Source organism: Pseudomonas khavaziana, from assembly GCF_036704165.1.
GTDB lineage: Bacteria > Pseudomonadota > Gammaproteobacteria > Pseudomonadales > Pseudomonadaceae > Aquipseudomonas > Aquipseudomonas khavaziana.
Genome location: NZ_CP129946.1, coordinates 1,872,290 through 1,897,889 on the forward strand (window position 1 = coordinate 1,872,290; position 25,600 = coordinate 1,897,889).

Sequence of the window (25,600 nt, forward strand, 5' to 3'; positions counted from 1 at the left end):
AGACGGAATCCCTGCTAAAGCATTCAGGTCTTACTTGAAGGCCAACCCACTAACGGTTTGGGAGAACAGTCATGTTTATTCGTGGTAATACCTATAAGGCTTGGGCCGAAAAGGCATTGGAAGAAGAGTGCTTTACCCAGGAAGTGGAAAACGGTTGCCATATCGAAGTCAGGGCCCGGGAGCGCGAAGACGCCGATATCGAAGTGTTGGTCAGCGTCTATACCGCGACGGGGCAATGCGTGGTCGAACGCACAAGGCAACTGCCCGGCGCGGAATGGACCGTGCACGACGCGCTCAAGCGCGGCATTGATCAGGCGGAGCGGATTGCCGGCGGGGAATCGGGACGCTTGCCCTGCGCCGACGCGCATGTGCACGACGACGATTGACGCAGGCGCTGCGTTGGTCTCCCAGCGGAAAACGGAACTTTGGCGGCGCGGGCATTTTCCATTGTAGATAGCCCTGCGTCAGTCGGCCCGCGCCGGATGATCGCTCATTGCAACCCACACCCGAGCCGCCCATGTCCGTATCCAGCTTGAACCAAGGCGCCCCCTCCAAACCGGCCCTGCGCCGCGCCGTGACGGGTCCGATGTTGTTCATGTTCATCCTCGGCGATGTGCTCGGCGCCGGCGTTTACGCGCTGGCCGGCACCATCGCCGGCGAGGTGGGTGGGGCGATCTGGGTGCCGCTGCTGGTGGCGTTGTTCTTTGCCATGCTCACGGCAGGCTCGTACGCGGAACTGGTGACCAAGTACCCCTATGCTGGCGCCGCTTCGGTGTTCGCCGAGAAGGCATTCAAGTCACCGCTGATCTCATTCCTGGTCGGCTTCAGCATGCTTGCGGCCGCCGTCACCAGCGCAGCGGGGCTGTCACTGGCGTTTGCCGGCGACTATTTGGCGGCGTTCGTCGACGTATCACCGCACCTGGGCGCGCTGATATTCCTGGCAGTGATAGCGCTGCTGAATGCGCGCGGTATCAAGGAGTCGCTTGGCGCCAACATGGTCATGACCTGCGTCGAACTGTCCGGGCTGCTGTTGGTGGTGGTGGCCGCGGCCTGGTGCATAGAGTCCGGCGAAGCCAACCTCGGCCGCGCGCTGGAGTTCAAGGCCGGGGTCAACCCGATGCTTGCCGTACTGGGCGCCGCATTGCTGGCGTTCTATTCGTTCGTCGGTTTTGAAACGTCGGCCAACCTGGCCGAAGAAATACGCGGCGTGCGCAAGGTGTATCCGCGTGCGCTGTTTGCCGCGCTGGTGACGGCGGGCGTCGTATATACGGCGGTCGGTGTCGCCGCGTCGGTGGTGCTGCCGATGGACAAGCTGACGGCCACATCCGCGCCGTTGCTCGAAGTGGTGCGTGCCTCGGGCTTGAGCATCCCGCCCCAGCTCTTCGCCTTCATCGCGCTGGTGGCGGTCGCCAACGGTGCGCTGCTGACCATGGTCATGGCAAGCCGCCTGGCCTATGGCATGGCCCGCATGGGCCTGTTGCCGGAGCCACTTTCGCGCGTGCTGCCCAAGCGGCGTACGCCTTGGGTCGCGATCATCGCCAGCACCCTGATGGCCATCGCCCTGACCTTGACGGGTACCCTCGCGGCGCTGGCCGGGACGGTCGTGCTGTTGCTGCTCTTCGTGTTCCTCAGCACCAACCTGGCGGTGCTGGTACTGCGCCGCGACACCATCACCGAACAGCATTTTCGCGTGCCAACCTGGGTGCCGGTGCTGGCGATTGTTTCGTGCTTGATCCTGCTCAGCCAGCAAAGCCTGGACACCTGGCTGCGCGGTGGCGCGCTGATGCTGCTGGGCACGGCGCTGTACGCGTGCAACCGCTTGGCGACTCCGGCTGTGGAGCCAGGCTAACCACTCATCCGATCTATATCTGCGGCTGAAAAATCCCTGCAGTGCTCTGCGATGGAAGACCCTGCGCAGGTTGAGTTCCACCGCACTTCAGGATTAGAGATGGAAAGGTTCCCCGCCCTTGAAGTTAACGTTACTCACCGCAGCGCATTCAGACGCTGCGAAATAAGCCGCCGTTGCGTATATAAGTGCGGCGCATTGGTCAACGACTCGCCGAACAGCGTTACGACCCTATGAACTGCTCGAAAAAAAGCCCGCACTGAGTGCGGGCAAGACAGGAGTTTTACCAGAGCCTGGAGGGAACAGACTCACTAGTAAGAAGCGATAAAGCGAAAACGGTTTTATTTTTTTCATCAGGCGCCGACGAATGGTCTTATCCCGAGAGGGCCGCAAGTTGGCGCAACTAAAAAATACATATCAAGAGGAAAAATCTGAACCTTCGCGCTGCTCAAATAACAAAAATCAGAAGGAGTGCATATGAAAAATCCTTTATACATTATCGAGTACGAATACCATCATAAGCCAAGATCTTTCATTATAAGAGCTGAGTTTATGAATAATGCAGAGGCATGGCATTGGGCATCGTGCGATGCTGGTATCGGTATAATTCCTCGGTCACGCCATGAAAAGGTCAAGCGGGTCAGCAAACCCATTGCAGAACGCTACGGCTTGGAGAATGTCAAGTGGCGTCCTTCCAGCAATATTCCGTTTATTGCACAGCCCTATGTACCACCACCCCCCGAATGAGTATGGACTTTAAAAAGTTTGTTCATTTGAATGTGGTGTTGGTTTAAGTTAAACCTTACTGTTTTGTCGACGTTCCCGCAGCATGCATAACTTGAGGGCGCTGCGCTGAAGTGCGTCCATCATCAAGTCCGCCAGATACGGTTGCCTGCATTGCGGGCAGAGCATCTCAGCGGCTGTGGACACTAGGTAGGAGGGTTCGTCCGTCGTCGGCTCCAAGGGCTGTTTGCATTGGACGCACTGGCCGTTCGCTTGTGGACCAGACATCTTCGATTCCTCCCTGAATTAAAAAAGCTCACTCACAATCCATGATGAGGTGAATAGTTTCAACAAAAAAAAAGGAGGAGTTTCAAACAAGCGCTTAATTGATATCAAAGCGCCAATATTGGAGCTTCAAAGGGAGGGCGTGCGGACGACTGTCGGCACGTGTCACAACGAGCGCGTACGCACGCCTGATCTGGCCTGCTCAGGCTTCGAGCTTTTTGCTGCGTGCTTTTCGCGTTGTGGATGAGGGTGCCGCCTGGCGTTTTGATTGGGCCGGTACAGGCTGAGTAACACTGCTTTCGGCCGAGCCCGAAGAGCTATCTCTTTGCCCGGGCGCCAGTTCTTCCCTGGCTTGCAGCCAATGCACAAAATCCTGACCGTCAGGTTTACCTTGCTGTTCCCAAATACGGTAAGCGGTGAGTCGAATCGTTTCTTCGTCCATTGTGATGCTCCTGTTCCGCTTGTCGTTAATAGTCATCTCAGTAATCTCATCGTTATGTCGGTGATAGTAGCTTGTCCCCGCTTCAGTTCGCACTCGCGTACTCGGGGTGTGATGTAAAAACGCTATCGCTGATAGACTGCTGATGGACGCATGCTTAGTTCTCCTTTGCAATTAAGAGAAGGGGCAGCATTGCTGCCCCCCCCCCTTGTGTCTACCGTTACTACTTGCGGCCGCCGCCATGGCTATTCTGGCCACCTTTACGGCCAGCTTCCGAAGCCTTTTCACGGTCATTGGCAAAGTTGCCGCCAGATGCCTAGCCGCCTTTCTTTCCCGCCTCGGACGCTTTTTCGTGATCGTTGGCGAAGTTACCTGGGTTTTTATTACTGGTCGTCATAATGTTACTCCAACTGTAATTGAGGTTTCGCTTACGCCCGTTTATTGCAACGGACATAGTTTCCGATATGGGCGGCCTTCGAAATGTTTCGAGGTTTTTTCAAAAGGACGATGAACGGTCTTTGGCTGGAGGAATTTGTACAGCCACGCGGTGTTCGCGCCGCTTCGTATAAGTTTTTACTCAAGGTGGGGCGGGAGTGATGTTAAATTAATAGCGTTGGTTGCCGCTTCGCTTAGTTGAAAATACTTTAACCAAAGACTCTTGTACTGTTCGAGTACTGAACTTACATCACGGAATTTTGGCTGCTGTATGCCAAGTATATAGGTGACCTCTAACCATATCCGGTAGATGCCTGATACCGATGGCTCTTGAGCAATGGCGCTTCTGATGATTGGTCGTCCATCTGCAGGGGAAGCCCCCCGTTCCTTGAGCGGAACGGGATAATCCCCTTATTCCTACTGGGAAGGGCCCAACTAACGACGTAAACGACACAATTTTTCAATAAGATCAATCAACGATTCGTGGGCGACCGGTTTGCTCAAATGGCTGGTGAAGCCCGACTCAGCCGCCTTTTTCTGGTCACTGCCGGCCCCGTAACCTGTGAGGGCGATGGCGGGGACCTGGCGCAGATGGCCTATCGTGCGCAGTTTCTGCATCAGCTCATGGCCATTCATTTTCGGCATGCCAATGTCCGAAATGATCAAGTCATACTGTGCATCGCGGGCTGTTTCCAGCGCAGTCTGCGGGTCATTGAAGGCATTAACCTGGGCGCCCTCCATCTCCAGCAACAAATTCAGCACTTCAAGCACCTCGGCAGAGTCATCCACCAGCAACACCTTAACGCCATGGAGGCGTTCATCCTCGTCCTGTTCAGCGCCAGAAAGTGGTAGATGATCCTGTTGTTCGCACAGCGGCAGCCATACCGAGAAGGTGCAGCCAAAACCCAGCCCCTTGGAATGAACACTGACCGAGCCTTCGTGAGCCTCCACCAACTGGCGTACCAAGGACAAGCCTATGCCAAGGCCCTCGCGTTGATGCGTCTGATGCTGGTTTTCGGCCTGCCCGAACAGATCAAAGATCTTCTCCAGGCTGTCATCTGCCAGGCCGATGCCACTGTCGATCACGTCCAACTGGGCGTGCCCCTCCGTGCGGCTCAGCACCAACTGCACCTGACCACCCTCCGGGGTGAATTTCAGGGCGTTGTTGACTAGGTTCCAGATCACTTGCTCAATGCGCGTCGGGTCGACGTCGACGATCAGTGATGCATGATCCGAAGGCGTTTGCAGCGTCACCTGACAACGATGCCCGTCGGCGAGCACTACGCCATGGATCTCCGTCAGCGTGCGAATCAGATCAACCCGTTGTTTTTTCAGCTTGAGCTTGCCCGTGCGCACCCGGGCGACATCCAGCAGGTCGTCAATGATCCGCGCCTGGCTGGACACGGCCTCGCAGATCGTATTCACGGCTTTGATTGCTGGCCCCGCCGCCTTGGTCGCGGGCAAGCGACGCAGTAACTCCGCGTTCAGTTGGATCAGGTTCAGTGGATGTTTGAGTTCGTGCGACATCACGGCGAAAAACTCGTCCTTAAGATGGTTTTTCGTCTGGGTTTCCATCAGGCGCTGGCTCTGCTCATCCTGGGTGCGTTTGTGGCCGGTCAGGTCGCGGGCGATCTTGACGTAGCCCTGCAAGCTGTCGCTCTTGAGCTGCGTGATCTCACCGCTGCAGTAGAACCGACTACCATCCTTGCGCACATGCCAGCGCTCATCTTCACCGCGACCATGTTCGCGGGCCGCGCGCAGTTCGCTCTCCGGCACACCGGAGGAGCGGTCCTCCGGTGAAAAAATCAAGTCGTAATAAGCGCCCAGCACTTCGTCCTTGGTGTAGCCGAAGATCAGTTCTGCACCCGTGTTCCAATCGGTGATGGCGCCGTGGTCATCAAGGATGATGATTGCAAAGTCATGGGTGCTCTCGGCCACCAGACGCATGCGCTCTTCGCCCAGGCGCAGCTCTTCCTCGGCCTGACGCCGCTTGGTGATATCGATGAAGGTCAGCACCGTGCCATCGATGTGATCCTCGTTGGAGCGGTAGGGTAACAACCGTGCGATGTACCAGCGGTTGTCCTTACTGCTGATTTCCCGCTCGATCATGCTGAGTGACTCAAACACCGTCGTAGCGTCTTCGGTGATTGCCGGGTAATCCAGGCGGTGGGTGATGTCCATCAACGAGCGTCCAGTGTCCACCGGGAGCATGCTGAAAATATCGGTGGCGCGTGGCGTGAACCACCGGATGCGCATATTGCGGTCGACGAATACGGTGGCGATGTCGGTGGAGGCGATCAGGTTGGTCAGGTAGTCATTGACCTTGTCCGTCTCTTCTACCTTGGTTTTGAGTTCATAGTTGACGGTCAACAGCTCTTCATTGATCGACTGCAGCTCTTCCTTGCTGGTTTCCAACTCCTCAGTGGCCGAGCGCAACTCTTCGTTGACCGCCTGCATTTCTTCGTTGGAGGCCTTGAGCTCTTCACTTGAGACTTCCGATTGTTCGATGGTGTCCTGCAAGTGCAGCTTGGTGCGTTGCAGCTCGCGCTCCAGGTTGCGCAGGATGGCGTTCTCAGCATGGCTGACAAGCGTGGTATCGGCCTGTTGTGGGTCGATTTCGCTTTCCTGGAAGATCACCAGCACGTAGTCGCTTTCGGTCGCGTCATCGCGATAGGGGCAGGCAGTAACATCCACCATGAACGAACGCTGATCGCGCTGGACGCGAACTTTGCGGGAGGTCACAGGCATATTCGATTGCTGGACCTGGAAGAGTGTGGTGCGGATGTCGAGGCGCAGGTCGGGATGAACCAGGGCCAACAGATTGTGGGTGACTTCCCCGGCGACATAACGCAGGAACCGCCCGGCACCTTCGCTCATGTGCAGGATGTCGGCGTTGATATCGACGATCACGCTGGGCGGCGCGGCTTTTTCCAGGGCGCGCAGATGGATATTCGCGAACGAAACTTTGCTGGGCGCCTTGATCTCAGTCGCAATCGACGCGGTGCTGGGGCGCAAATAGCCGCCTCGCGGCATGGTTGGCGCGCGGCGGATAGCGGAGGAGCCGGCGCGCACCCGAAAAATGCGGTTTCGTTTGTCTACCGGCACAAACAGGTCCAGGCAGCCGTCGGCCGATTCTGAGGAACCGAGAAACAGATAGCCGCCGGGGCGCAGCGCAAAGTGGAACATCTGCAGGATGTCGCGCTGCACTTCGCGGTCCAGGTAGATCAACAGGTTGCGGCACACGATCAGGTCGATCTGGGAGAACGGCGGATCAGCCAGCAAGCTGTGTTTGGCGAACAAGACCTTCTCGCGAATTTCCTTGCGCACCCGATAATGCTGGTTTTTCTCTTTGGTAAAGTACTGGCGCAGGCGCGGCGGCGGGACGTCGGTGATAATCGCCTCGGGATACACACCGTTACGGCCGCGGGTGATTGCGCGCTCGTCAATATCAGTGGCAAACACCTGCATCTTCGCGCCGCTGGCGTCCAGCGCCAACTGCTCGGCCACCAACATCGCGAGGCTGTAGGCCTCTTCGCCAGTCGAGCAGCCGGCTGACCAGATACGCACCTCCTCACGGTGCGGCACGCTGTCTTCGAGTGACTTCACCAGATTAGGTATCACGTCACGTTCAAGCGCTTCAAAGGCCTCGCGGTCGCGGAAGAAGTTGGTCACGCCGATCAGCATGTCACCGAGTAAGGCCTTGGTTTCTTCCGGATGTAGCTGGAGGAAGTTGTAATAGGCCGCCAGGTCCGGCTGCGCGGTCACTTGCAAGCGCCGCTCGATACGTCGCAACACCGTGGCCCGCTTGTAATGCTTAAAGTCGTACCCCGTACTGGCTCGTAATTGTATCAGGATGTCCAGCAACAACTGCTCCGCCACTGCAGCATCGCGCTCAGTTGTGGGTGGGGTGGTGTTGATCTCAGGGTCATTGGCGGTGGGCAGGATGATTGATTGGGCGTTGCGCCACAGCTCAAGCAGTTTTTGCGGCATTTCCACCACAGGGAGAATCAGGTCAACCATTTGGGTTTCCATCGCCGCAAGGGGCATGCCGTCAAATTCTGCATCTTCCGGTGTTTGCACCAAGGTAACGCCGCCTTGCTCTTTTATTCGAGAAAGGCCCACCGCGCCGTCTGAGCCGGTCCCAGAAAGAATCAGACAAAACGCTCGCTCCTTATGAGCGTCTGCCAAATCCCGAAAGAATAGGTCGATGGCTATGTGCGAGCCGCCCTCGCGGTTTGATGAGGACACCGCTAAATAGCCGTCATTCATTTTCAGATGGAGGGCCGGTGAAATGACATACACGTGATTCTTTTCGATGGGCGTCGTGCCATTGACCTGTGACACCGGTATTCGGGTCGACTCTTGAATAATTTTGTCCGCCACGCTTTGATGATCGGGGGACAGGTGCAGGATCACTACAAATGCCATGCCGCAGTCTTTGGGCATGTGCTCAAAAAACGCCTTCACTGCCTGCAGCCCGCCCGCCGACGCGCCGATACCCACCACAGGAAAATCCAAATTGCTGGGGATCAGATCCTTGCGTTGCGGAACGTCAGGAGACCGCGGGGGGGCAGACTTCATAAATACCAACCTTGGTTAACTGCGCACGAGAAGAGCGTGGAGGGAACAATTTAAGCGAGGACGAGGGCTGAACAAAAAATGAAATATAGCTGAGAACTGCGTGCAGAAGCATGCCTCGAACGTCGCTAACGCTACGAATATTTGCCTCCCGGTTGAGGTACGCAATCTTCAAAAGGTTTATTCGGACTGACCAATGGCACTGCTGCGTCGGGACGGTAATTACATAGGAAAAGCCCAGTAACTGAATAAGCTGCGGGGCTTTTTCGTTTTCAGCCTTTATTAACGGCGGCTTCAGGGAATTGTTGTAGTCCTGCCTAGCGCTGAACAAGGCGCTCAGACGCTTTGCGATAAGCTTGATCTCGTTCACGTTTATCTACGGCAACCACGAACACCGTAACTTCCTGATCTATCACTTGATACACCAGCCTGTACCCGCTGCTACGCAGTTTGATCTTGTAGCAGTCAGGCAGCCCATGTAGGCGGTTAGCCTCAATACGTGGGTTGTCCAGGACTTCGACCAGCTTCTTCTTGAGTTGCTGACGGAGGGTGTCGCCGAGTTTCTGCCATTCCTTCAATGCACGCGCATCAAAATCAAGGCTATAGGTCATCCAAAGAAACCCTCACGCGTTGAGGCGACGCAAGGCGCTCACGTACGGTCGCCATCAAGGCTTCATCCTCTTCAGTCATGAGGACAGGCTTAAATGGCAACTGGCCGCGTTCGGCAACATATTGCAACGCCTGACGTATCAGTTCGGAAGGGGTGACACCGAGTTTCTCCAACTCAAGGTAGGCGCGAGCTTTCAGGTCGTCATCGATACGGATGTTGATAGATGCCAAGGGATAGCTCCTTGTGTAATGACGTTGGTCATTACATTGGAGCAATCGGGTCTCATTGGCAAGTCTGTCTGGACATACGGCAGTCGCTCTCATCTGTTAATCCTATTTCTTGGCCGTCGGCTTTGCCGGGCGCTTTTTATCGGTTTCCTTCACCGTTTCCCTTGGTCTTCTCTTTGCCTCTTGCTCTGTTACGTATTCACCTGTGACCGCATCGCGATATCTCGTTGGCATATCAGCACCCTTGACAGTATGTCGCCACGGCGGCGACCTTTTGAGGCTAGCTTGCAGGCTTATGCACACAAGGTTCCTGGTGGGGATTCTGGTTACCAAGCGTTTCCGAAACAGGTGCTTACGCTATGCAGGTTCGGCAGTTTTCGAGCAGGGTTGCGTTGGCTAGGGTAGGGCGCTAACCTTCCGCCGTCGCCCTCATGGCGACCGGTTTTGACAGGCCGAATAACGTGCGATCTCTGTGCATCCCCAAACTGGTTCCAGGCGTCTGTCTGTGCCCATTTGTTATGGCGGCTGTGCGTGGGGCATCTTCGGGTGCGCCGGGTTTCCACGTTTCCGGTCTGTCAACCCGCGTACAGCTGCCACCCAATCCTGTTTGACAGCAGGGAGTGGTAGCTTCTTTTCATAACGTGGAGTTACATCATGAAGAAGAGCACCGCTGATTCTACCGAAGGGCAAGCACGCAAAATCTTTTGCGTAGCCGATGATGTCCGCACCGAAGAAGCCCTCACCAACGCCACCGAAATCCTCTCATCCGCCCTTCAAACCGCCTACCAATGCGCCGAAGATCCAGACAGCACGCAGTCGCCCGTGATCATGGCCCTGGCTCAATTGATCGAGAACGCGCAAGCCTTGGTGGATGCTGTCCTCGAGCGTGATTTCCCCACGGCCAAATAAATACCTGCTCCCTGAAACGAAAAAAGCCTGCTGAACTCAACGCTCAGCAGGCTTTTTTGCGCATACAACCCGGTCAGGCAGGCTGTGCCACCAGGTTATTACTGACCTTGCGCCCCAACACCAGCACGGTCGCAAACCCGAACCCTACCAACACCGTGGCCAGGCTCAACAACACCGAGCTGCCCATCTGGTCGACGATGCGTCCGCCAAAGAACGAGCCTAACGCAATGATCACCTGAAACAGCGCCACAAACAGTGGCATGCCGCGCTCTACATCCTTGGGCGCCACCACAAACATCCAGATACTGGCGCAGGCCGGGAAGGCGCCGAAGGCGAAACCCCAGAGTGCGATCAACATCGAGGCGCCGGAAAGGCCGGTGGCGAAGTAGGGGAACAGTGCGGTGCTGGTACCAATCATCAGAGCAACCAGCAGCAGGGTGTGACGTACACTGCGGTTAGCGGCGAAACCGGCAAAAACATTGCCCATTACCCCGGCTACGCCATAGAGCAGCAGCAATGAACCAATTGTCGGGCCGTCAAAGCCGGAGCTGTTTTTGAAGAAGGGCGCGACATAGGTATACGCAGCAAAGTGCGCCAGGCCGATCAGCAATACCGCGATCAAGCCGACTCGCGCCTGTGGGTTGATAAACAACGCTGGCAAGTCACGAATCTCAATGGCCTTTTCCGGGGTCAGTCGCGGTAGCAGGAAGATCTGCGCCAACAGCACCGGAATGCCCACCAACGCCGTGACCAGGAAGGTCATGCGCCAGCCCATCAGACCGCTGAGCCATGTACCCACCGGCACGCCCAAGACGGTGGCCAGGGTCACGCCCATCATGATAATTGAGGTGGCTTTCGCAACCCCAACGCCTTTGGGCGCCAGCCGCCCGCTGAGGGCAATGGCCGTGGCCCAGAAGCCGCCGATGCTGATGCCGAGCAATACGCGGCCGAACAGCAGCAGGCTGAAATCGGTGGCAAAGGCCACCACCGAGTTGGCGATGATCATCACCAGTGTCAGGCCAATCAGCAGATAGCGACGGTCCATGGCGCCAATGCTGACCGACAGAAACGGCGCGGCGAGGGCGGCCATGATGCCGGGCAATGTCACCATCAATCCGGCGTGGCCGGCGCTGATGCCCAAATCGCTGGCGACGTCGTTGAGTACGCCCACCGGCAGGAATTCACTGGTCACCAGGGCGAAGGCACCCACGGCGACCGAAAGAATCGCCAGCCACTGCTGTTTGACGCTTTGTTGATTATGTTCGGGAAGCCCGCTAGGGGCCTGGCTCGCGCTTGGCATGGGATTGGGTTCCGAGAGGAATGCCGCCTGAAGCCAGGCGGGGAGGGAATTTGGAGCGATTATAGGAATCAGTAGCGGCAAGCGTTCAGGCGCTCGTTTCGATAGTAATCATCAGTGCTATCGATGTGACGGGAAGTCCGCCTATTCATTCAATGCGCCAACCGCCCCAAAAGACACTCAATAAACACCCCCTCCGCCCGGCTCATCTTCTGCTCCCGGTTCCACAGCAAGTGAATATCCACATCCGCAATCCCCTCGTCCGGCGGCAACCGCCACAGCAGCCCGTCCTTCACATCTTGCGCCACCACATGAATGGGCAAACACCCCAAGCCAAACCCGGCGATCACCAAACGCCGCACTTCCTCCAGGCTGGAGGATGACGCCACGATCCGTCCGCTGAACCCTTGCTGATCACGGAAAATCGTCAGCGGCGAGAGCATCCCGCCAATCTGGTCGCTGGTAAAACTCACGAAGTTTTCCGACTGCAAATCCCCCTCGGCGAGCCCTTTGCGCCCAAACAATGGGTGATGTTTTCCGCAAAAGAACGCATAACGCTGACGCAGAAACAGATGCTGTTCCAGGCGCGGTTGCGGCCGGCGATTGAGGCTGAGCCCCAGGGTCGCGGTTTTTTCCAGCAGGGCGGCGACGATGTCGGAGCTGCGCATCACTTCGACTTCCAGATCGACCCGCGGATGGTCGCGATGAAAGCCCGCGAGGAAGTCATCGAAAGTGTCGCAATTAATCCGGCTGATCATCAGCAAACGCACCTTGCCGATCACTTCATCACCGGGCTTTTGCAGTGCGTTGCTCATCTGCGACACCTGGCCATACATCTCACCGGCAATCGCGAAGATCTGTTCACCCGCCTCGGTGAGCACGAAGCGCGGGCCACGGCGCACGATGAGCTGGCAGTCGAGTTGCTCTTCCAGGCGCTTGAGCGCCTGGCTGATGGCCGGTTGCGTCAGGTGCAGGCGCGCGGCGGCGCGGCTGATGCTCAGTTCCTGGCCGATCACGCGGAAGGTGCGCAGCAGGTTCCAGTCCAGGCGGTCGTTGAGCAGCGGATGAATATCGCGACGGGATTCGGGCATGGTGTCGTTCGATAATAAGCAGGATTTATAATCAAGATAATAAATAGAAAATTGACTAATCATAGCCCGGAGCCGAAAAATCGGGCTTAACAAGCGCCACCAGAGCGCACCGGTTCGACCTTCTCCTGCCAAAAAAATAACCAAAGGAGCCAGCCCCATGAAGCCTTCCGCTTCGCCGCAGCCCCGCCGTGCAGCGGCCGCCGCTTTTATCGGCACCATGATCGAGTGGTACGACTTTTACATCTATGCCACCGCTGCGGCGCTGGTGTTCGGTCAGCTGTTTTTCCCATCCGACGATAAGCTGTTCAGCACCATGGCTGCGTTCGGCACTTTCGCCGTAGGCTTTTTCGCCCGGCCATTGGGCGGCATCGTGTTCGGCCATATCGGCGACCGTATCGGCCGCAAAAAATCCCTGGTGATCACCCTGGTCATGATGGGTGTGGTCACGGTGTGCATTGGCCTGTTGCCGACCTATGCACAGATCGGTGCTGCCGCTCCGGTGCTGCTGATACTGCTGCGGGTAGTGCAGGGCATTGCGGTCGGTGGCGAGTGGGGCGGGGCGGTGTTGATGGCTGGCGAGCATGCGCCAAAGGGGCGGCGTAACTTCTTTGCGTCCTTCGCGCAGTTGGGTAGCCCGGCGGGTTTGATCCTTTCCCTGCTGGCGTTCAGTGCGGTGACCCGTTTGCCCGAAGAAGACCTGCTCAGTTGGGGCTGGCGCCTGCCCTTTCTGGCCAGTGCCTTGTTGTTGGTCGTTGGCCTGGCGATTCGCTTGGGTGTGAACGAGTCGCCGGAGTTCCTCGAAGACAAAGCCCTGGCGGAAAAAGCGCGGGCGATCAAGAAGGACCAAGCCCCCGTGCTGGAAGTGCTGAAAACCGCTTGGCGCCCACTGTTGTTGTGCATTGGCGCCAACACGTTGGGGATTGCCGGCGTGTATTTCACCAACACCTTCATGATTGCCTACACCACTCAACAATTGGGCCTACCGCGCTCGTTGATTCTGGAATGCCTGTTCTTCGTTGCCATTATCCAGTTCTGCGTTCAGCCACTGGCCGCCTGGGTGGCGGAGAAGGTCGGCGCTACGCGGTTTCTGTGCGCCATGTGCGTGCTGGCAATGGCCTCGCCGTACCCGATGTTCGTATTGGTCAGCAGCGGCCAGGCGTCCTTGATCATCCTTGGCATTGCCCTGGCGGTGGTGTGCATGGCGTCGTTCTACGCCGTCATTGCAGGTTTTGTCAGCGGCCTGTTTGAAACGCGCGTGCGCTACACCGCGATCTCCCTGGCTTATCAGGTATGCGGTGCGTTGGCCGGTGGCCTGACACCGTTGATCGGCACCTGGCTGGCCCATCAGTACCAAGGTCAATGGTGGCCGATGGCAGTGTTTTACAGCGTGATCGCGGCGGTCTCGTTGGTGTGCGTGCTGGCCTTGTCCCGCCGCCATGCTACGGCCCACCGCCTGGAAATGGCACACAGTTGAGGAAGTCAGCAATGTTGAAGATTAATGGCGAGCGCCTGTGGGCCAGCCTGATGGCCATGGCCGAGATCGGCGCTACCGCACGCGGCGGCAGCTGCCGCCTGGCGTTGAGCGCCGAAGACAAGGCCGGTCGCGAGCTGTTCAGTCACTGGTGTAAAGCCGCTGGCCTGACGTTGAGCGTGGATGCCATCGGCAACCTGTTCGCCCGTCGCGCGGGTACCGACAATGACGCCGCCCCGGTAATGATCGGCAGCCATCTCGATACCCAGCCCGAAGGCGGGCGCTTCGATGGCGTGTACGGCGTATTGGCTGGCCTGGAGGTGATCCGCAGCCTCGACGACCACGGCATCCAGACGCGCAAGCCCCTGGAAATTGCGGTGTGGACCAACGAAGAAGGCGCGCGTTTCACCCCGGCGATGCTGGGCTCGGCGGTCTTCACCGGCACCCTCGCGCTGGACAAGGCGTTGGCGACCACCGATGGCGATGGCATCAGCGTGGCCGAGGCGTTGCGCGCCACCGGCTATAACGGTGAGCGTGCATTGGGTGGGGCGGTGGACGCCTATTTCGAAGCGCATATCGAGCAAGGCCCGATCCTGGAAGACAACGCCAAAACCATCGGCGTGGTGACCGGCGGCCAGGCGATTCGTTGGCTCGATGTGCGAGTCGAAGGCATGGCAGCCCATGCGGGCACCACGCCGATGGCGTTGCGCAAAGACGCGTTGTACGGCGCCGCAAAAATGATCCAGGCTCTGGAAAATCTCGCTGCCGATTTTGCCCCGCATGGCCTGACCACCGTGGGTGAGCTGAACATCGCCAAGTCGTCGCGCAACACCATTCCTGGTGTGCTCGACTTCACTGTGGATCTGCGCCATCACCGCGACGCCGCTATCGACGCCATGGAGCAGCAAGTGCGCGCACGCCTGCAGGCGATAGCCGACAACCGTGGCCTGAGCGTAACCATCACACCGCACTGGATCAGCCCGGCCACGCCGTTCGATGCTGAGTGCGTGGCCTGTGTGCAAGCGTCGGTGGACGCCTTGGGTTACAGCCAGCAGAGCATTGTCAGCGGCGCCGGCCACGACGCCATTCACCTGGCGCGCTATTGCCCGACTGCGATGATCTTCATCCCCTGCGTCGGTGGCCTGAGCCACAACGAAGCCGAAGACGTGTTGCCTGAAGACGTGCGCCAGGGCACTGATGTATTGCTCAACGCCGTGTTGAAACGCGCCGGCCAGGTTCAGTAAGGAATATTCTTATGCGTACATTCTTTCATCCCGAACAACTGCTGCATCACCCACGCAGCTACTACTCTCGTGGCCAGATGCGCACGCCACAGGAGGTCCCCGAGCGTGCGCGCAATTTGCTGCTGGCCGCGCAAACCCTGGGCTTTGATATCCAACAACCGGTCGACTACGGCATGGCGCCGCTGCTCGCCGTACACGGCGCGGCTTACCTGGATTTTCTCCAGGAGGCTCACCAGCGCTGGAAGGAAATTCCCGAAGACTGGGGCGACGAAGTCATGTCCAACATCTTCGTACGCGAGCCAAACGCCCTGCGCGGCATTCTTGCCCAGGCGGCACGTTACCTGGCCGATGGCAGTTGCCCGATCGGTGAGCTGACCTGGCGCTCGGCGTATTGGTCAGCCCAAAGCGCCGTTGCCGCTGCCCAGGCCATCCTCGATGGTGCACCTGCCGCCTACGCCTTGTGCCGCCCACCGGGTCATCACGCCCGCTTCGATGCGGCAGGCGGCTTCTGTTACATCAATAACGCGGCGGTGGCTGCGCAAGCGTTGCGTCAGGGCTTGCAGCGCGTCGCGGTGCTCGACACCGACATGCACCACGGCCAAGGCATCCAGGAGATTTTCTACCAGCGCGATGACGTGCTCTACGTGTCTATCCATGGCGATCCGACTAACTTCTATCCAGGGGTGGCCGGCTTTGCCGAGGAAAAAGGCGATGGCGCAGGCATAGGATTCAACCTCAACCTGCCCATGCCCCATGGTGCCAGCGAAGCGCTGTTTTTCGAAAAGCTGGAACTGGCCCTGACAGCGGTGAAGGACTTCTCGGCGGATGTGCTGGTGTTGTCACTGGGTTTCGATATTTATGAGCTGGACCCGCAAAGCAAGGTCGCGGTGACGCGGGAAGGCTTTGCGCGGCTGGGGCAGTGCATTCGAGGGCTGGGGTTGCCGTGCTTGATCGTGCAGGAGGGGGGGTATCACCTGGAGACGCTGGACAGTAATGCGCAGGCGTTTTTCAGTGCGCCAGCGGCTTGGGAGAAGTTATCAGGCGATTAAGCGCTAAAAGCCTGCCAATCAGTTTTCAGCAGGCTTCTCATCCGTCAGTGGGCGCTCGCTTCCTTCACCCTACAACAATGCCGTGTAGTCTTGCCCGCTATAAAACACACCCACTATCGACACCGTTTCGCATTCAGGCCTCACCCTGAACGCGATGATGGTGCTGCGACGATAGTGCATGATGCGCAAGCCGGTAAGCAGGTCGTCACGGCGCGCGCCATGCAAGGGGAACAGGCCAAGGCTTTCACAGTAGTTGACGAGGTTGTCGATAAATCGCGCCGCTACCGAGGAGGAGCCGACATCGCTGATGTAGTCTTCAAGGGCATCGAGTTGCGCCAGGACTTCAGGCGAAAAAACTACCGAGTAGCTCACGCGTTCCCGGTGCCTTTGCGCTGACGTCTGGCTGCCATATGCTCGCGAACCTGTTCTGCGGGTAACCCGCGCGCAGGCTGTGCCTCAAGAGCGGTCGCTGCCGGGATGACTTCGTCCCTCAGCCAATCTTCCATGGCACGGTCACGTGCCAGCAGCACCCGCAATCCGTCGCGAATCACTTCGCTTTCGCTGGCATATTCGCCGGCAGCCACCTTGGCTTTGACCAGGGCCGCCATTTCAAGGGGCAAGGTGATGCTCATTTGCTGGGTTGAGCGCATTGGGATGTCCGCCAGAAGTGAGTAGGATTCAATCCTACTTGACCATTGGCGCGATGCAAGAAGCAACTGATCAATGCCGATATCCGGCGCCTCGTCGTCCATCCAGAAGGGGTAGGTTTGCATAAGTGGCTGCGTCTCCATTTGTGTGGGTCAGGCCGCAAGTATTGACCCGTTTTGGCGACCGCGTGGCCGTAGGTGGCCGATAAGCTGCTGAAATGTATGACTTGATATCTGTAACAGGGTTATCTCGGCAAACCGGCTCCGGCTCGCATGGCATCCCATCGGCTCCCATACGATAATGCTCGCCATCCCGACCACTTTGGCCTGTCTCCCGTGATCATCAATTTCGACCTCAACGACCTCCAAGCCTTCCGCGCCGTGGTAGACAAGGGCAGTTTTCGTGGCGCCGCAGAGGCCATCCGTATCTCGCAGCCGGCCCTCAGCCGGCGTATCGAGAAGCTTGAATCTGCCCTTGATGTAAAGCTGTTCGAGCGCACCACGCGCCGGGTCAGCTTGACCATGGTCGGTCGTGCATTCTTGCCCCAGGTGGAGCGCATGCTCGATGACCTGGACATCGCCCTGATGGGCATCAGTAACGTCGCGTCGACGCGCATGGGCAACGTCACCATCGCCTGTGTGCCATCCACCGCGTATTACTTCATGCCCCACGTGATCTCCGAATTCCACAAGCTGTATCCGAAGATTCGCCTGCGGGTGCTGGATGCCAGTGCTGGTGAGGTGAGCAATGCGGTGGCCAGTGGCGAAGCGGATTTTGGTGTGAGTTTCAGTGGCAGTCTGGCCGATGAAGTGGAGTTCGAACTATTGCTGCAGGAGCGTTATGTGCTCGCCTGTCGTCGTGACCATCCGCTGGCCGCACGTGAGAGCGTGACGTGGACCGAAGCCTACGAACACGACTACATCACCGTGGACAAAACCTCGGGCAACCGTTTCCTGCTCGACCAGGCCCTGCGTGGCGTGCGCGTGAAAAAGCCGAGTATCTGCGAGACTCACCACGTGACCACGATGATCGGGCTGGTAGAGGCGGGGTTGGGCGTGGCGATGGTGCCGTCGATTGCGATGCCGGCGTGTGAGCACCCGATCCTGGTGAGTGTGCCCCTGGTGGAGCCGCAGGTGATGCGCAACGTAGGCTTGATCAAGCGCCGCGGGCGGACATTGCCGCCAGCGGCGCTGGAGTTGGAGCGATTGGTGCGGGAAATGCCGTTTCGGTCAGCGTGAGACCGAGTCCAGGCCGGTGGATTGCACCACCGGTTGAGCTTGCGGCGAGGCCATGAACTGCAGCAGCGCCTTGGCCTCGTCGGGGTGTTCGGCGTTGACCGGAATGCCCGCCGCAAAGCGTGTCACCGACTGCACGTTTTCCGGAATCTTGCCGACAAACGTCACACCCTTGACCGGTAACAATTCAGCCACCTGTTGCAAGCCGACTTCGTAGTCACCCTTGGCCACCTGTTCGCCCACCGGTACACGCTCGATCATGGTGCCTTTGGCCGGCATACCGAGTTTCTTGAACAGCTCGTTCTCGACGTACACACCGCTGGCACTGTCCGAATACGCCACGGATTTAGCCTTGCTCAGCACGGCCTTGAGTTCGGCATCGGTATTGATTGCAGGTTTCGCCGCGCCTTCTTTCACCACCAGCCCAATCCGCGAATCCGCCAGTTCGACGCGGGATGCGGGGTCGACCTTGCCCTGTTTGATCAGCTCGTCCAGTGCGTAGCCGACCATGATCACCACATCGGCATGTTCGCCACGGGCCAGGCGGTTGGGAATCGCTTCCGGCGCCTTGCCCATGGAGGGGCCGAGGATGGTGTCGAGGGTGTCACCGCTTTGCTTGGCGTATTGCGGGCCGAGCAACTTGTAGGCAGCGGTGAAGCCACCAGAGGTCATTACCTTGAGTTCTTCGGCCTGGGCCGCCAGCGTCAGGGTACCGAGGAGGGCCAGTGCGGCCAGGGTATTGAAAAGCTTCATTGCACAGCCTCCTGCATGACTTGACCACGGGTATTGGCGCGGCGATACAACGCCAGGGTGGAGCACAGGGCGCACAGCGCGGCGAACATCATCCAGTAAGCCGGCGATGCCTTGTCTTCGGTGATGTGAATGAACCAGGTGGAAATCGCCGGCGTGAACCCCCCGAAGATCGCCGTTGCCAGGCTATAGGCCAGGGAGAAGCCGGCCACGCGCACTTCCACTGGCATGATTTCTGTCAGCGCAGGGATCATAGCGCCGTTGTACATGCCGTACAGGAACGAGAACCACAACAGGGTTTCGAGCATGTGCACAAAGCTCGGTGCATTGACCACGTACGACAATGCCGGGTAGGCGGTGATCAAGGTCAGTGCGGTCATCGCCACCAGTACTGGCTTGCGGCCGAAGCGGTCGCTCAGGGTGCCCCCGATCGGTAGCCAGACAAAGTTCGACACAGCCACCAATAGCGTCACCAGCAGGGCATCGGAGGTGCTCAGGTGCAGAACGGTCTTGCCGAAGGTTGGCGCGTACACCGTGATCAGGTAGAACGCCGTAGTGGTCATGGCCACCATCAGCATGCCGCCAATCACCATGGTCCAGTTCGAGGCCAGGGTCGCCAGCACTTCGCGCATGGTTGGGCGATGCTTGCGGTTGGCGAACTCTTCAGTTTCCTGCAGGTTGCGGCGCAGCACGAAGATGAACGGGATGATCACGCAGCCGAGGGCAAACGGAATGCGCCAGCCCCAATCGGCTACTACCGCCGGCTCCATCCACACGTTCAGGCCGTAGCCCAGCGCGGCGGCCACCACGATGGAGATCTGTTGGCTGCCCGACTGCCAGCTGGTGTAGAAGCCTTTGCGGCCCGGCGTGGCCATTTCGGAAAGGTAAACCGACACACCGCCCAATTCCGCACCGGCGGAGAAGCCTTGCAGCAGGCGGCCCACCAGCACCAGCGCCGGGGCCCACAGGCCGATGGTTTGATAACCCGGCACCAGCACGATCAGCAGGGTGCCGCTGGCCATGATCGCCAAGGTCACAATCAGGCCCTTACGGCGACCCACATCATCAATGTAGGCCCCCAGGATGATCGCGCCCAGGGGACGCATCAGGAAACCCGCGCCGAACACGGCAAAGGTCATCATTAATGACGCAAACTCATTAGCCGCCGGGAAGAACGCGGCAGCGATATAGGTGGCGTAGAAACCGAACAGGAAGAAGTCGAACTGTTCGAGGAAGTTGCCCGAAGTAACGCGCAATACCGCGCCCACTTTCGAACTGGCAGCGTCGGGCCGGGAAGGGCTAGTCATGGTTTTGTGTCTCCAGCGTTCTTTTTAAAGTGCTTGTTTCGCTTAAGACTTGGGATAGTGGCTGACACATTTAGAAATGATAAGTGACAAATTTGGATGGATTAATGTGTGCGGGCTATCAATTGGCGGTCTCCCTCCAAAAAAACCGGCCTGTTCTATGCTGGGAGGTGTGACCAATCTTATGGAGGGAGGTGGGAATGAGTAACGAACAGAAAAGACCGGAGGAACAAACGCGTGAACAGTCCCGGCAGCGGGAGGAAGAAAAACCGCAGACCTGGAAGCACCCCGATGATGGAACGGAGCTTTCAGAGCGTGACCAGGAGCGTCCGCTCAAGCGCTGAACCTCGTTAACAACGCGGACAAAAAAATTGTGGGAGGGGGCTTGCTCCCGATGGCGGTGTGTCAGTCAACCCTGTGTTAGCTGATACACCGCCATCGGGAGCAAGCCCCCTCCCACATTCGCATGTGTACTCTTTCAACGGGAAACCATTTGACATATTTGATTTGTGATCACATATTGGGGCCATAAGAACCACAACACAGGTTTTGCCTCATGACTGATGGTCCGCTCCTCCTGCCCACCCTGCGCCAGGTGTCACGCGATACCTTGCAAGACCAGGTCTATCGCCAGATCCGCGAAGCGCTGATGAGTGGCCGCTTCCAACCCGGCCAGAAACTCACTATCCGCGGTCTTGCCGAAGCCCTGGGTTCCAGCCCCATGCCGGTACGCGAAGCACTGCAACGCCTGAGCGCCGAAAACGCCTTTGAAGTCACCGAAACCTCCCGTCTGCGGGTACGCCTGATGACGGTCGAACGTCTGCGTGAAATTCGTGATACGCGGGTGGCGCTTGAAGGTTTGCTGGCGGAAAAGGCCGTGCTGCTCCTGCAGAAACACGATCTGGATGAAATCACCGATTTGTGCAGCCAGATGCAACATGCCGCCGATGAGGTCGACGTGTCCCGCTACCTGTGGTCCAACTTCGCCTTTCACCGGCGCATTTATGCGGTGGCCCAGGCCGAATTGACCATGGCCGCAGTGGAGAATTTCTGGCTGCACATGGGCCCGTGTTTTGCCCTGGTCGCCCCGGATAAAGCCCACCTGCAACGCTCGATGGAGGCGCATACGCGCATCGTCGACGCCCTGGCCGCCCGCGATGGCGCCGGCGCACGGGCAGCGGTGACCGATGACATCATGCAGGCAGCCGATTCCCTGGCGCGCCTGCTCGTCAAGAACGACCGCGCGCGGTCGTCTGTTTCAGGAGGTAAACGTGCATGAGTGTCCTACAACGGCTGCAGCCTTATCCCGGGTTACGTGTGTTGATTTCCGGTGGGGCTGCCGGCATCGGCGAAGTGTTGGCCGCGGCGTATCTGGAAGCCGGCGCCCAGGTGCATGTGTGTGATGTGAGTGAGCCGGCCCTGGCGGCGTTTCGCGATAAATATCCGGGCACCGTCGCTACCCGCGCCGATGTCAGCGATGCCGCGCAGATCGAGGCGGTGTTCAAGGTGCAGGGCGAGCAGTTCGGTGGTCTGGATGTGTTGGTCAACAACGCGGGCATCGCCGGGCCGACGGGTGGGATTGATACGATCAGCGACGCGCAATGGCAAGCCACGATCAACATCAACCTCACTGCGCAATACCGCTTTGCCCACCACGCGGTGCCGATGCTCAAGCAATCGTCCCACGGCCATTTGCTGCATATCGCCTCGGTGGCTGGGCGCCTCGGCTACGCATGGCGTACCCCTTATGCGGCGACCAAATGGGCCATTGTCGGGCTGATGAAATCCCTGGCCTCGGAGCTGGGCGAAAGCGACATCCGCGTCAACGCCTTGCTGCCGGGGATTGTCGAAGGCCCGCGCATGGACGGCGTGATCCGCGCCCGCGCTGAACAGGTTGGCGTGCCCGAGGCCGAAATGCGCCAGGAGTACCTCAACAAAATTTCCCTCAAACGCATGGTCACCGCCGAAGACGTGGCAGCCATGGCCTTGTTCCTCTGTTCGCCCGCCGCACGCAACGTGACCGGCCAGGCGATCAGTGTCGACGGTAACGTCGAGTACCTATAGGCCAAGGAAGAACACATCGCGCTGTACCCAGGATTTTTTTCATAAGAATAAAAGTCGGAGAATCGTCATGTCCAAAAATCGTCCTGTCATCATTACTTGCGCCGTTACCGGTGCCATTCATACGCCGTCGATGTCACCGCACTTGCCTATTACCGCGCAGGAAATTGCCGACGCCGCCATAGGTGCCGCGCAAGCCGGCGCAGCGATTGTCCACCTGCACGCCCGTGACCCACTTGACGGTCGCCCCAGCCAGGATCCAGCGCTGTTCGCCGAATTCCTGCCGCAAATCAAGGCGGCCAGCGACGTGGTGATCAACATCACCACCGGCGGCGCACCGACCATGGGCGTGGAAGAACGCCTGCAGCCGGTGATGCAGTTCAAGCCGGAACTGGCTTCGCTGAACATGGGCTCGATGAACTTCGGCCTGTACGAAATGCTTAACCGCTTTACTGAATTCCAGCACGACTGGGAGCGGCCTTACCTGGAGGAGAGTGACGACCGGATCTTTCGCAACACCTTCCGCGACATTACCCACATCCTCAATGCCTGCGCCGAGAACCGCACCCGTTTTGAAATCGAGTGCTACGACATCGGCCATCTCTACACCGCCGCCCACTTCCTGGAGCGCGGCCTGCTCAAGCCGCCGCTGTTTATCCAGTCGGTGTTCGGCCTGCGAGGCGGCATCGGCGCGCACCCGGAAGACCTGGCGCATATGCGGCGTACCGCCGACCGCCTGTTTGGCGACGACTACGTGTGGTCGATCCTCGGTGCCGGGCGTGGGCAGATTCCGCTGGCGACCATGGGCCTGTCCATGGGCAGCAACGCCCGTGTTGGCCTTGAGGATTCATTGTGGGACGGCCCAGGCAAGTTGGCAGCGTCGAATGCCGACCAGGTGAGGCGCATCCGCACGGTGGTCGAAGCCCTGGGCCATCGGGTGGCCACCCCCGATGAAGCGCGGGAGATCCTCGGGCTCAAGGGGCGTGACCAGGTCAATTTTTAACCCTGCTCTTTTATCCAAAGAACGGCCGCGTCTTGGCGTGGCCGGCATCCCGCACAACAACAATAAGGGGATAACACCATGCGTATCGAAGTGCTTGTGGACGTCAAGACCACCCTGGGCGAAGGCCCGGTGTGGGACGTCGAACAACAACGCTTGTACTGGATCGACAGTGCCGACGGCCGCATCCTGCGCTGCACCGATGACGGTCGCGAGCTGCGCGCCTGGGACGTTGGCCAGAAGATCGGCTCCATGGCGCTGCGCAAGGATGGCAGGACGGCCATCGTCGCCCTGCAAAATGGCGTGCACACCCTCGACTTGAACAGCGGCGACCTCACGCTGGTCATCGACCCGGAACCCCATCTACCGAACAACCGCCTCAACGACGGCAAGGTCGATCGCCAGGGCCGTTTCATTTTCGGCTCCATGGACACCCTGGAGGATAACGCCAGCGCCAAGCTCTACCGCCTGGATGCCGACTTGGGCCTGCACACCCTGGACGAAGGCATCATCGTCTCAAACGGCCCGTGCTGGAGCCCATCCGGGGAAACCTTGTACTTCTGCGATACCTGGTCCGGCGAAATCTGGGCCTATGACTACGACAGTACCAGCGGCAGCGTGAGCAACCGTCGCACGTTCGCCAAGGTCGACACCAGCAGCGGTGGCGCCGCCGACGGGTGCACCGTGGATGCCGAGGGGTGCCTGTGGCAGGCATTGGTCTACGCCGGGCAACTGGTGCGCTATACCCCCGACGGCCACGTCGACCGCATCATCCAGATGCCGGTGAAAAAGGTCACCAGCCTGACCTTCGGCGGACCCAACCTCGACACCCTGTTTGTGACTTCAATGGCCAAGCCACCGCTGCCGCGCTTCCCAGGCGACGGCCAGCAGCGCGGTGCGTTATTCGCCATCAGCGGTCTGGGCGTGCAAGGAATAGCCGAGCGACGGTTCGCCAGCTAGCGCGTTTTTTTCAACAAGGCACATTCCTTTCGCAACCTGTATCAGTGCGCGCCCTCGCGCGCCTGGAGAGGCCCATGGCAAGTTTAAAGAAAGCGTCGCTGCGCAATATCCACCGGCATTCCTGGGTATCGCTGCTGGTCTGCTGGATGATCTGGATCCTCAACGCCTACGACCGCGAGATCGTCTTGCGCCTGGGGCCGACCATCTCCAAGCATTTCGATTTATCCGCCGATCAATGGGGCAGTGTGGCTACGGTGGTGATGCTCGCCCTGGCCCTGTTGGACATTCCCGGTTCGATGTGGAGCGACCGTTACGGTGGCGGCTGGAAGCGTGCGCGCTTCCAGGTGCCGCTGGTGCTGGGTTACACCGCAATCTCGTTCCTGTCCGGCTTCAAGGCGTTGAGCGGTAACCTCGCCACTTTTATCGCCTTGCGGGTTGGGGTCAACCTGGGGGCGGGTTGGGGCGAACCGGTGGGCGTGAGCAATACCGCCGAATGGTGGCCGGTGGAGCGTCGTGGCTTTGCCCTGGGTGCGCACCATACCGGCTACCCGATTGGCGCGATGCTCAGCGGCATCGTCGCCAGCTTTGTCATCACGGTGTTTGGCGAGGACAACTGGCGCTACGTGTTCTTCTTTGCCTTTGTGGTGGCCTTGCCGCTGATGATCTTCTGGGCGCGGTATTCCACGGCCGAGCGCATTACCGCGCTGTATGTCGACATCGCCGCCAAGGGCATGACCCCGCCCAACAATACCGCAGCCAGTACGGTCAAGGGCGAGGCCTGGCGCACCTTTGTCGCGACCTTGCGCAACCGCAATATCGCGCTGACGGCGGGCAATACCCTGCTCACCCAGGTGGTGTACATGGGCGTCAATATCGTGCTGCCGGCCTACCTCTACAACATCGTCGGGCTGTCGCTGGCGGAGTCGGCGGGGATGAGCGTGGTGTTCACCCTCACCGGTATTCTCGGGCAACTGGTGTGGCCGTCGCTGTCGGACATCATTGGCCGGCGCACCACGCTGATCATTTGCGGCCTGTGGATGGCGGCGAGTGTCGGTGCGTTCTATTTCGCCAATACCCTGACCCTGATCATCGTCGTGCAATTGCTGTTCGGCCTGGTGGCCAATGCGGTATGGCCGATCTACTACGCCGTGGCCTGCGATTCGGCCGAGCCCTCGGCCACCTCTACCGCCAACGGCATCATCACCACCGCGATGTTTATCGGCGGCGGCCTGGCGCCGGTATTGATGGGCAGCCTGATCGCCATGGGCGGTGGCTGGAGCACCTTGCATGGCTACACCGTGTGTTTCTTCGTGATGGCCGGTTGCGCCCTGGGCGGCGCGTTGCTGCAACTGTTTTCCCATCGTTCCCAGGCCATGGCCGTACAACTGGAACCCTAGAACAACATTGATGCGCCCCCCAGCCAGCCTGGCGGGGCGCC

General features: G+C 58.9%; 24 protein-coding genes and 1 pseudogene. 14 read left to right on the plus strand and 11 right to left on the minus strand.

The features are described from left to right. Window positions 1-71 precede the first annotated feature (71 nt). From QYQ93_RS08285 to QYQ93_RS08295, 3 genes are all read left to right on the plus strand, one after another. Window positions 72-386, plus strand: coding sequence for a hypothetical protein (locus tag QYQ93_RS08285; RefSeq protein ID WP_043046419.1), 315 nt, complete (start codon window positions 72-74; stop codon window positions 384-386). Window positions 387-517: 131 nt separating this feature from the next. After that, a complete protein-coding gene (locus QYQ93_RS08290; RefSeq protein ID WP_338476700.1) occupies window positions 518-1,849 on the plus strand; it encodes an APC family permease in 1,332 nt (443 codons plus the stop codon). A 474-nt stretch (window positions 1,850-2,323) separates the two neighbouring features. After that, the gene (locus tag QYQ93_RS08295; RefSeq protein WP_080888980.1) at window positions 2,324-2,593 is read left to right on the plus strand and encodes a DUF6555 family protein; all 270 of its coding nucleotides are present in this window, start codon (window positions 2,324-2,326) and stop codon (window positions 2,591-2,593) included. Between the two features lie 463 nt (window positions 2,594-3,056). Here the strand turns inward: QYQ93_RS08295 and QYQ93_RS08300 are convergent, their stop codons facing one another. The 5 genes and pseudogenes from QYQ93_RS08300 to QYQ93_RS08320 form a co-directional block, all read right to left on the minus strand. Then, on the minus strand, window positions 3,057-3,296 hold the full coding sequence (locus QYQ93_RS08300) for a DUF2934 domain-containing protein (protein WP_080888981.1): 240 nt from the start codon (window positions 3,294-3,296) through the stop codon (window positions 3,057-3,059). A gap of 220 nt (window positions 3,297-3,516) precedes the next feature. Beyond that, a pseudogene (locus tag QYQ93_RS08305) lies at window positions 3,517-3,666 on the minus strand (general stress protein); the annotation flags it as partial. A 497-nt stretch (window positions 3,667-4,163) separates the two neighbouring features. Then, entirely contained in the window at window positions 4,164-8,309 is a 4,146-nt protein-coding gene (locus QYQ93_RS08310; RefSeq protein ID WP_338476701.1) for a CheR family methyltransferase, read from the minus strand. Window positions 8,310-8,623: 314 nt separating this feature from the next. Next, window positions 8,624-8,917 carry a type II toxin-antitoxin system RelE family toxin gene (locus tag QYQ93_RS08315; RefSeq protein WP_043046426.1) on the minus strand — a complete coding sequence of 98 codons (294 nt, stop codon included), beginning with the start codon at window positions 8,915-8,917 and terminating at the stop codon, window positions 8,624-8,626. Continuing rightward, a complete protein-coding gene (locus tag QYQ93_RS08320) occupies window positions 8,907-9,146 on the minus strand; it encodes a type II toxin-antitoxin system RelB/DinJ family antitoxin (RefSeq protein ID WP_014717442.1) in 240 nt (79 codons plus the stop codon). The genes QYQ93_RS08315 and QYQ93_RS08320 overlap by 11 nt, the downstream gene beginning before the upstream one ends. A 651-nt stretch (window positions 9,147-9,797) precedes the next feature. On the opposite strand from QYQ93_RS08320, the gene QYQ93_RS08325 reads away from it, so the two are divergent. Next, a complete protein-coding gene (locus QYQ93_RS08325; protein ID WP_032877263.1) occupies window positions 9,798-10,052 on the plus strand; it encodes a DUF6124 family protein in 255 nt (84 codons plus the stop codon). Window positions 10,053-10,125: 73 nt separating this feature from the next. Here the strand turns inward: QYQ93_RS08325 and QYQ93_RS08330 are convergent, their stop codons facing one another. Together QYQ93_RS08330 and QYQ93_RS08335 are read right to left on the minus strand one after the other, a co-directional pair. Further along, window positions 10,126-11,352, minus strand: coding sequence for an MFS transporter (locus tag QYQ93_RS08330; RefSeq protein ID WP_032877262.1), 1,227 nt, complete (start codon window positions 11,350-11,352; stop codon window positions 10,126-10,128). Between the two features lie 149 nt (window positions 11,353-11,501). Further along, window positions 11,502-12,440, minus strand: a complete 939-nt coding sequence (locus QYQ93_RS08335) for a LysR family transcriptional regulator (protein WP_338476702.1) — start codon at window positions 12,438-12,440, stop codon at window positions 11,502-11,504. Window positions 12,441-12,597: 157 nt separating this feature from the next. Between QYQ93_RS08335 and QYQ93_RS08340 the strand changes: the two genes are divergently transcribed. The 3 genes from QYQ93_RS08340 to QYQ93_RS08350 are packed head-to-tail and all read left to right on the plus strand — an operon-like array spanning window position 12,598 to window position 16,204. Then, the gene (locus QYQ93_RS08340) at window positions 12,598-13,914 is read left to right on the plus strand and encodes an MFS transporter (RefSeq protein ID WP_338476703.1); all 1,317 of its coding nucleotides are present in this window, start codon (window positions 12,598-12,600) and stop codon (window positions 13,912-13,914) included. 11 nt (window positions 13,915-13,925) lie between these two features. Continuing rightward, the gene (locus QYQ93_RS08345; protein WP_338476704.1) at window positions 13,926-15,155 is read left to right on the plus strand and encodes a Zn-dependent hydrolase; all 1,230 of its coding nucleotides are present in this window, start codon (window positions 13,926-13,928) and stop codon (window positions 15,153-15,155) included. An 11-nt stretch (window positions 15,156-15,166) separates the two neighbouring features. Then, window positions 15,167-16,204: a histone deacetylase family protein gene (locus tag QYQ93_RS08350; RefSeq protein ID WP_338476705.1), complete on the plus strand. Its 1,038-nt coding sequence runs from the start codon at window positions 15,167-15,169 to the stop codon at window positions 16,202-16,204. A gap of 69 nt (window positions 16,205-16,273) precedes the next feature. On the opposite strand, the gene QYQ93_RS08355 is transcribed toward QYQ93_RS08350, so the two are convergent. Both QYQ93_RS08355 and QYQ93_RS08360 read right to left on the minus strand, forming a co-directional pair. Beyond that, a complete protein-coding gene (locus tag QYQ93_RS08355) occupies window positions 16,274-16,576 on the minus strand; it encodes a type II toxin-antitoxin system RelE/ParE family toxin (protein WP_338476706.1) in 303 nt (100 codons plus the stop codon). Beyond that, window positions 16,573-16,977 (minus strand): ribbon-helix-helix domain-containing protein, encoded by a 405-nt coding sequence (locus tag QYQ93_RS08360; RefSeq protein ID WP_422394041.1) that lies wholly within the window; start codon window positions 16,975-16,977, stop codon window positions 16,573-16,575. Before QYQ93_RS08360 ends, QYQ93_RS08355 begins: the two co-directional genes overlap by 4 nt. 210 nt (window positions 16,978-17,187) lie before the next feature. Between QYQ93_RS08360 and QYQ93_RS08365 the strand changes: the two genes are divergently transcribed. Continuing rightward, window positions 17,188-18,090, plus strand: a complete 903-nt coding sequence (locus QYQ93_RS08365) for a LysR family transcriptional regulator (RefSeq protein WP_043046437.1) — start codon at window positions 17,188-17,190, stop codon at window positions 18,088-18,090. Here the strand turns inward: QYQ93_RS08365 and QYQ93_RS08370 are convergent. Together QYQ93_RS08370 and QYQ93_RS08375 are read right to left on the minus strand one after the other, a co-directional pair. Further along, a complete protein-coding gene (locus QYQ93_RS08370; RefSeq protein ID WP_338476707.1) occupies window positions 18,082-18,840 on the minus strand; it encodes a substrate-binding domain-containing protein in 759 nt (252 codons plus the stop codon). The two genes, QYQ93_RS08365 and QYQ93_RS08370, sit on opposite strands and share 9 nt — an antisense overlap. Then, complete coding sequence (locus QYQ93_RS08375; RefSeq protein ID WP_043046441.1) at window positions 18,837-20,144, minus strand: MFS transporter; 1,308 nt, start codon at window positions 20,142-20,144, stop codon at window positions 18,837-18,839. The genes QYQ93_RS08370 and QYQ93_RS08375 overlap by 4 nt, the downstream gene beginning before the upstream one ends. A 197-nt stretch (window positions 20,145-20,341) precedes the next feature. On the opposite strand from QYQ93_RS08375, the gene QYQ93_RS08380 reads away from it, so the two are divergent. The 6 genes from QYQ93_RS08380 (at window position 20,342) to QYQ93_RS08405 (ending at window position 25,559) form a co-directional block, all read left to right on the plus strand. Continuing rightward, window positions 20,342-20,485: a hypothetical protein gene (locus QYQ93_RS08380; protein ID WP_338476708.1), complete on the plus strand. Its 144-nt coding sequence runs from the start codon at window positions 20,342-20,344 to the stop codon at window positions 20,483-20,485. 212 nt (window positions 20,486-20,697) lie between these two features. Further along, window positions 20,698-21,420, plus strand: a complete 723-nt coding sequence (locus QYQ93_RS08385) for a GntR family transcriptional regulator (protein ID WP_043046443.1) — start codon at window positions 20,698-20,700, stop codon at window positions 21,418-21,420. Continuing rightward, a complete protein-coding gene (locus QYQ93_RS08390) occupies window positions 21,417-22,205 on the plus strand; it encodes an SDR family oxidoreductase (RefSeq protein ID WP_043046444.1) in 789 nt (262 codons plus the stop codon). The genes QYQ93_RS08385 and QYQ93_RS08390 overlap by 4 nt, the downstream gene beginning before the upstream one ends. 67 nt (window positions 22,206-22,272) lie before the next feature. Then, complete coding sequence (locus QYQ93_RS08395) at window positions 22,273-23,205, plus strand: 3-keto-5-aminohexanoate cleavage protein (protein WP_043046445.1); 933 nt, start codon at window positions 22,273-22,275, stop codon at window positions 23,203-23,205. Between the two features lie 78 nt (window positions 23,206-23,283). Then, entirely contained in the window at window positions 23,284-24,162 is an 879-nt protein-coding gene (locus tag QYQ93_RS08400; RefSeq protein WP_338476710.1) for an SMP-30/gluconolactonase/LRE family protein, read from the plus strand. 74 nt (window positions 24,163-24,236) lie between these two features. Continuing rightward, window positions 24,237-25,559, plus strand: coding sequence for an MFS transporter (locus QYQ93_RS08405; protein ID WP_124399822.1), 1,323 nt, complete (start codon window positions 24,237-24,239; stop codon window positions 25,557-25,559). The last annotated feature ends 41 nt before the right edge of the window (window positions 25,560-25,600 follow it).

Excerpts from the sequence above, each read along its gene's own strand:
- QYQ93_RS08380 (WP_338476708.1), top strand. The coding sequence starts at position 20,342 with ATGAGTAACGAACAGAAAAGACCGGAGGAACAAACGCGTGAACAGTCC.
- QYQ93_RS08310 (WP_338476701.1), bottom strand. The coding sequence starts at position 8,309 with ATGAAGTCTGCCCCCCCGCGGTCTCCTGACGTTCCGCAACGCAAGGAT.
- QYQ93_RS08335 (WP_338476702.1), bottom strand. The coding sequence starts at position 12,440 with ATGCCCGAATCCCGTCGCGATATTCATCCGCTGCTCAACGACCGCCTG.
- QYQ93_RS08340 (WP_338476703.1), top strand. The coding sequence starts at position 12,598 with ATGAAGCCTTCCGCTTCGCCGCAGCCCCGCCGTGCAGCGGCCGCCGCT.
- QYQ93_RS08370 (WP_338476707.1), bottom strand. The coding sequence starts at position 18,840 with ATGAAGCTTTTCAATACCCTGGCCGCACTGGCCCTCCTCGGTACCCTG.
- QYQ93_RS08330 (WP_032877262.1), bottom strand. The coding sequence starts at position 11,352 with ATGCCAAGCGCGAGCCAGGCCCCTAGCGGGCTTCCCGAACATAATCAA.
- QYQ93_RS08350 (WP_338476705.1), top strand. The coding sequence starts at position 15,167 with ATGCGTACATTCTTTCATCCCGAACAACTGCTGCATCACCCACGCAGC.
- QYQ93_RS08390 (WP_043046444.1), top strand. The coding sequence starts at position 21,417 with ATGAGTGTCCTACAACGGCTGCAGCCTTATCCCGGGTTACGTGTGTTG.
- QYQ93_RS08385 (WP_043046443.1), top strand. The coding sequence starts at position 20,698 with ATGACTGATGGTCCGCTCCTCCTGCCCACCCTGCGCCAGGTGTCACGC.
- QYQ93_RS08295 (WP_080888980.1), top strand. The coding sequence starts at position 2,324 with ATGAAAAATCCTTTATACATTATCGAGTACGAATACCATCATAAGCCA.
- QYQ93_RS08400 (WP_338476710.1), top strand. The coding sequence starts at position 23,284 with ATGCGTATCGAAGTGCTTGTGGACGTCAAGACCACCCTGGGCGAAGGC.
- QYQ93_RS08375 (WP_043046441.1), bottom strand. The coding sequence starts at position 20,144 with ATGACTAGCCCTTCCCGGCCCGACGCTGCCAGTTCGAAAGTGGGCGCG.
- QYQ93_RS08345 (WP_338476704.1), top strand. The coding sequence starts at position 13,926 with ATGTTGAAGATTAATGGCGAGCGCCTGTGGGCCAGCCTGATGGCCATG.
- QYQ93_RS08395 (WP_043046445.1), top strand. The coding sequence starts at position 22,273 with ATGTCCAAAAATCGTCCTGTCATCATTACTTGCGCCGTTACCGGTGCC.
- QYQ93_RS08405 (WP_124399822.1), top strand. The coding sequence starts at position 24,237 with ATGGCAAGTTTAAAGAAAGCGTCGCTGCGCAATATCCACCGGCATTCC.
- QYQ93_RS08285 (WP_043046419.1), top strand. The coding sequence starts at position 72 with ATGTTTATTCGTGGTAATACCTATAAGGCTTGGGCCGAAAAGGCATTG.
- QYQ93_RS08300 (WP_080888981.1), bottom strand. The coding sequence starts at position 3,296 with ATGGACGAAGAAACGATTCGACTCACCGCTTACCGTATTTGGGAACAG.
- QYQ93_RS08360 (WP_422394041.1), bottom strand. The coding sequence starts at position 16,977 with ATGCAAACCTACCCCTTCTGGATGGACGACGAGGCGCCGGATATCGGC.
- QYQ93_RS08290 (WP_338476700.1), top strand. The coding sequence starts at position 518 with ATGTCCGTATCCAGCTTGAACCAAGGCGCCCCCTCCAAACCGGCCCTG.
- QYQ93_RS08325 (WP_032877263.1), top strand. The coding sequence starts at position 9,798 with ATGAAGAAGAGCACCGCTGATTCTACCGAAGGGCAAGCACGCAAAATC.
- QYQ93_RS08315 (WP_043046426.1), bottom strand. The coding sequence starts at position 8,917 with ATGACCTATAGCCTTGATTTTGATGCGCGTGCATTGAAGGAATGGCAG.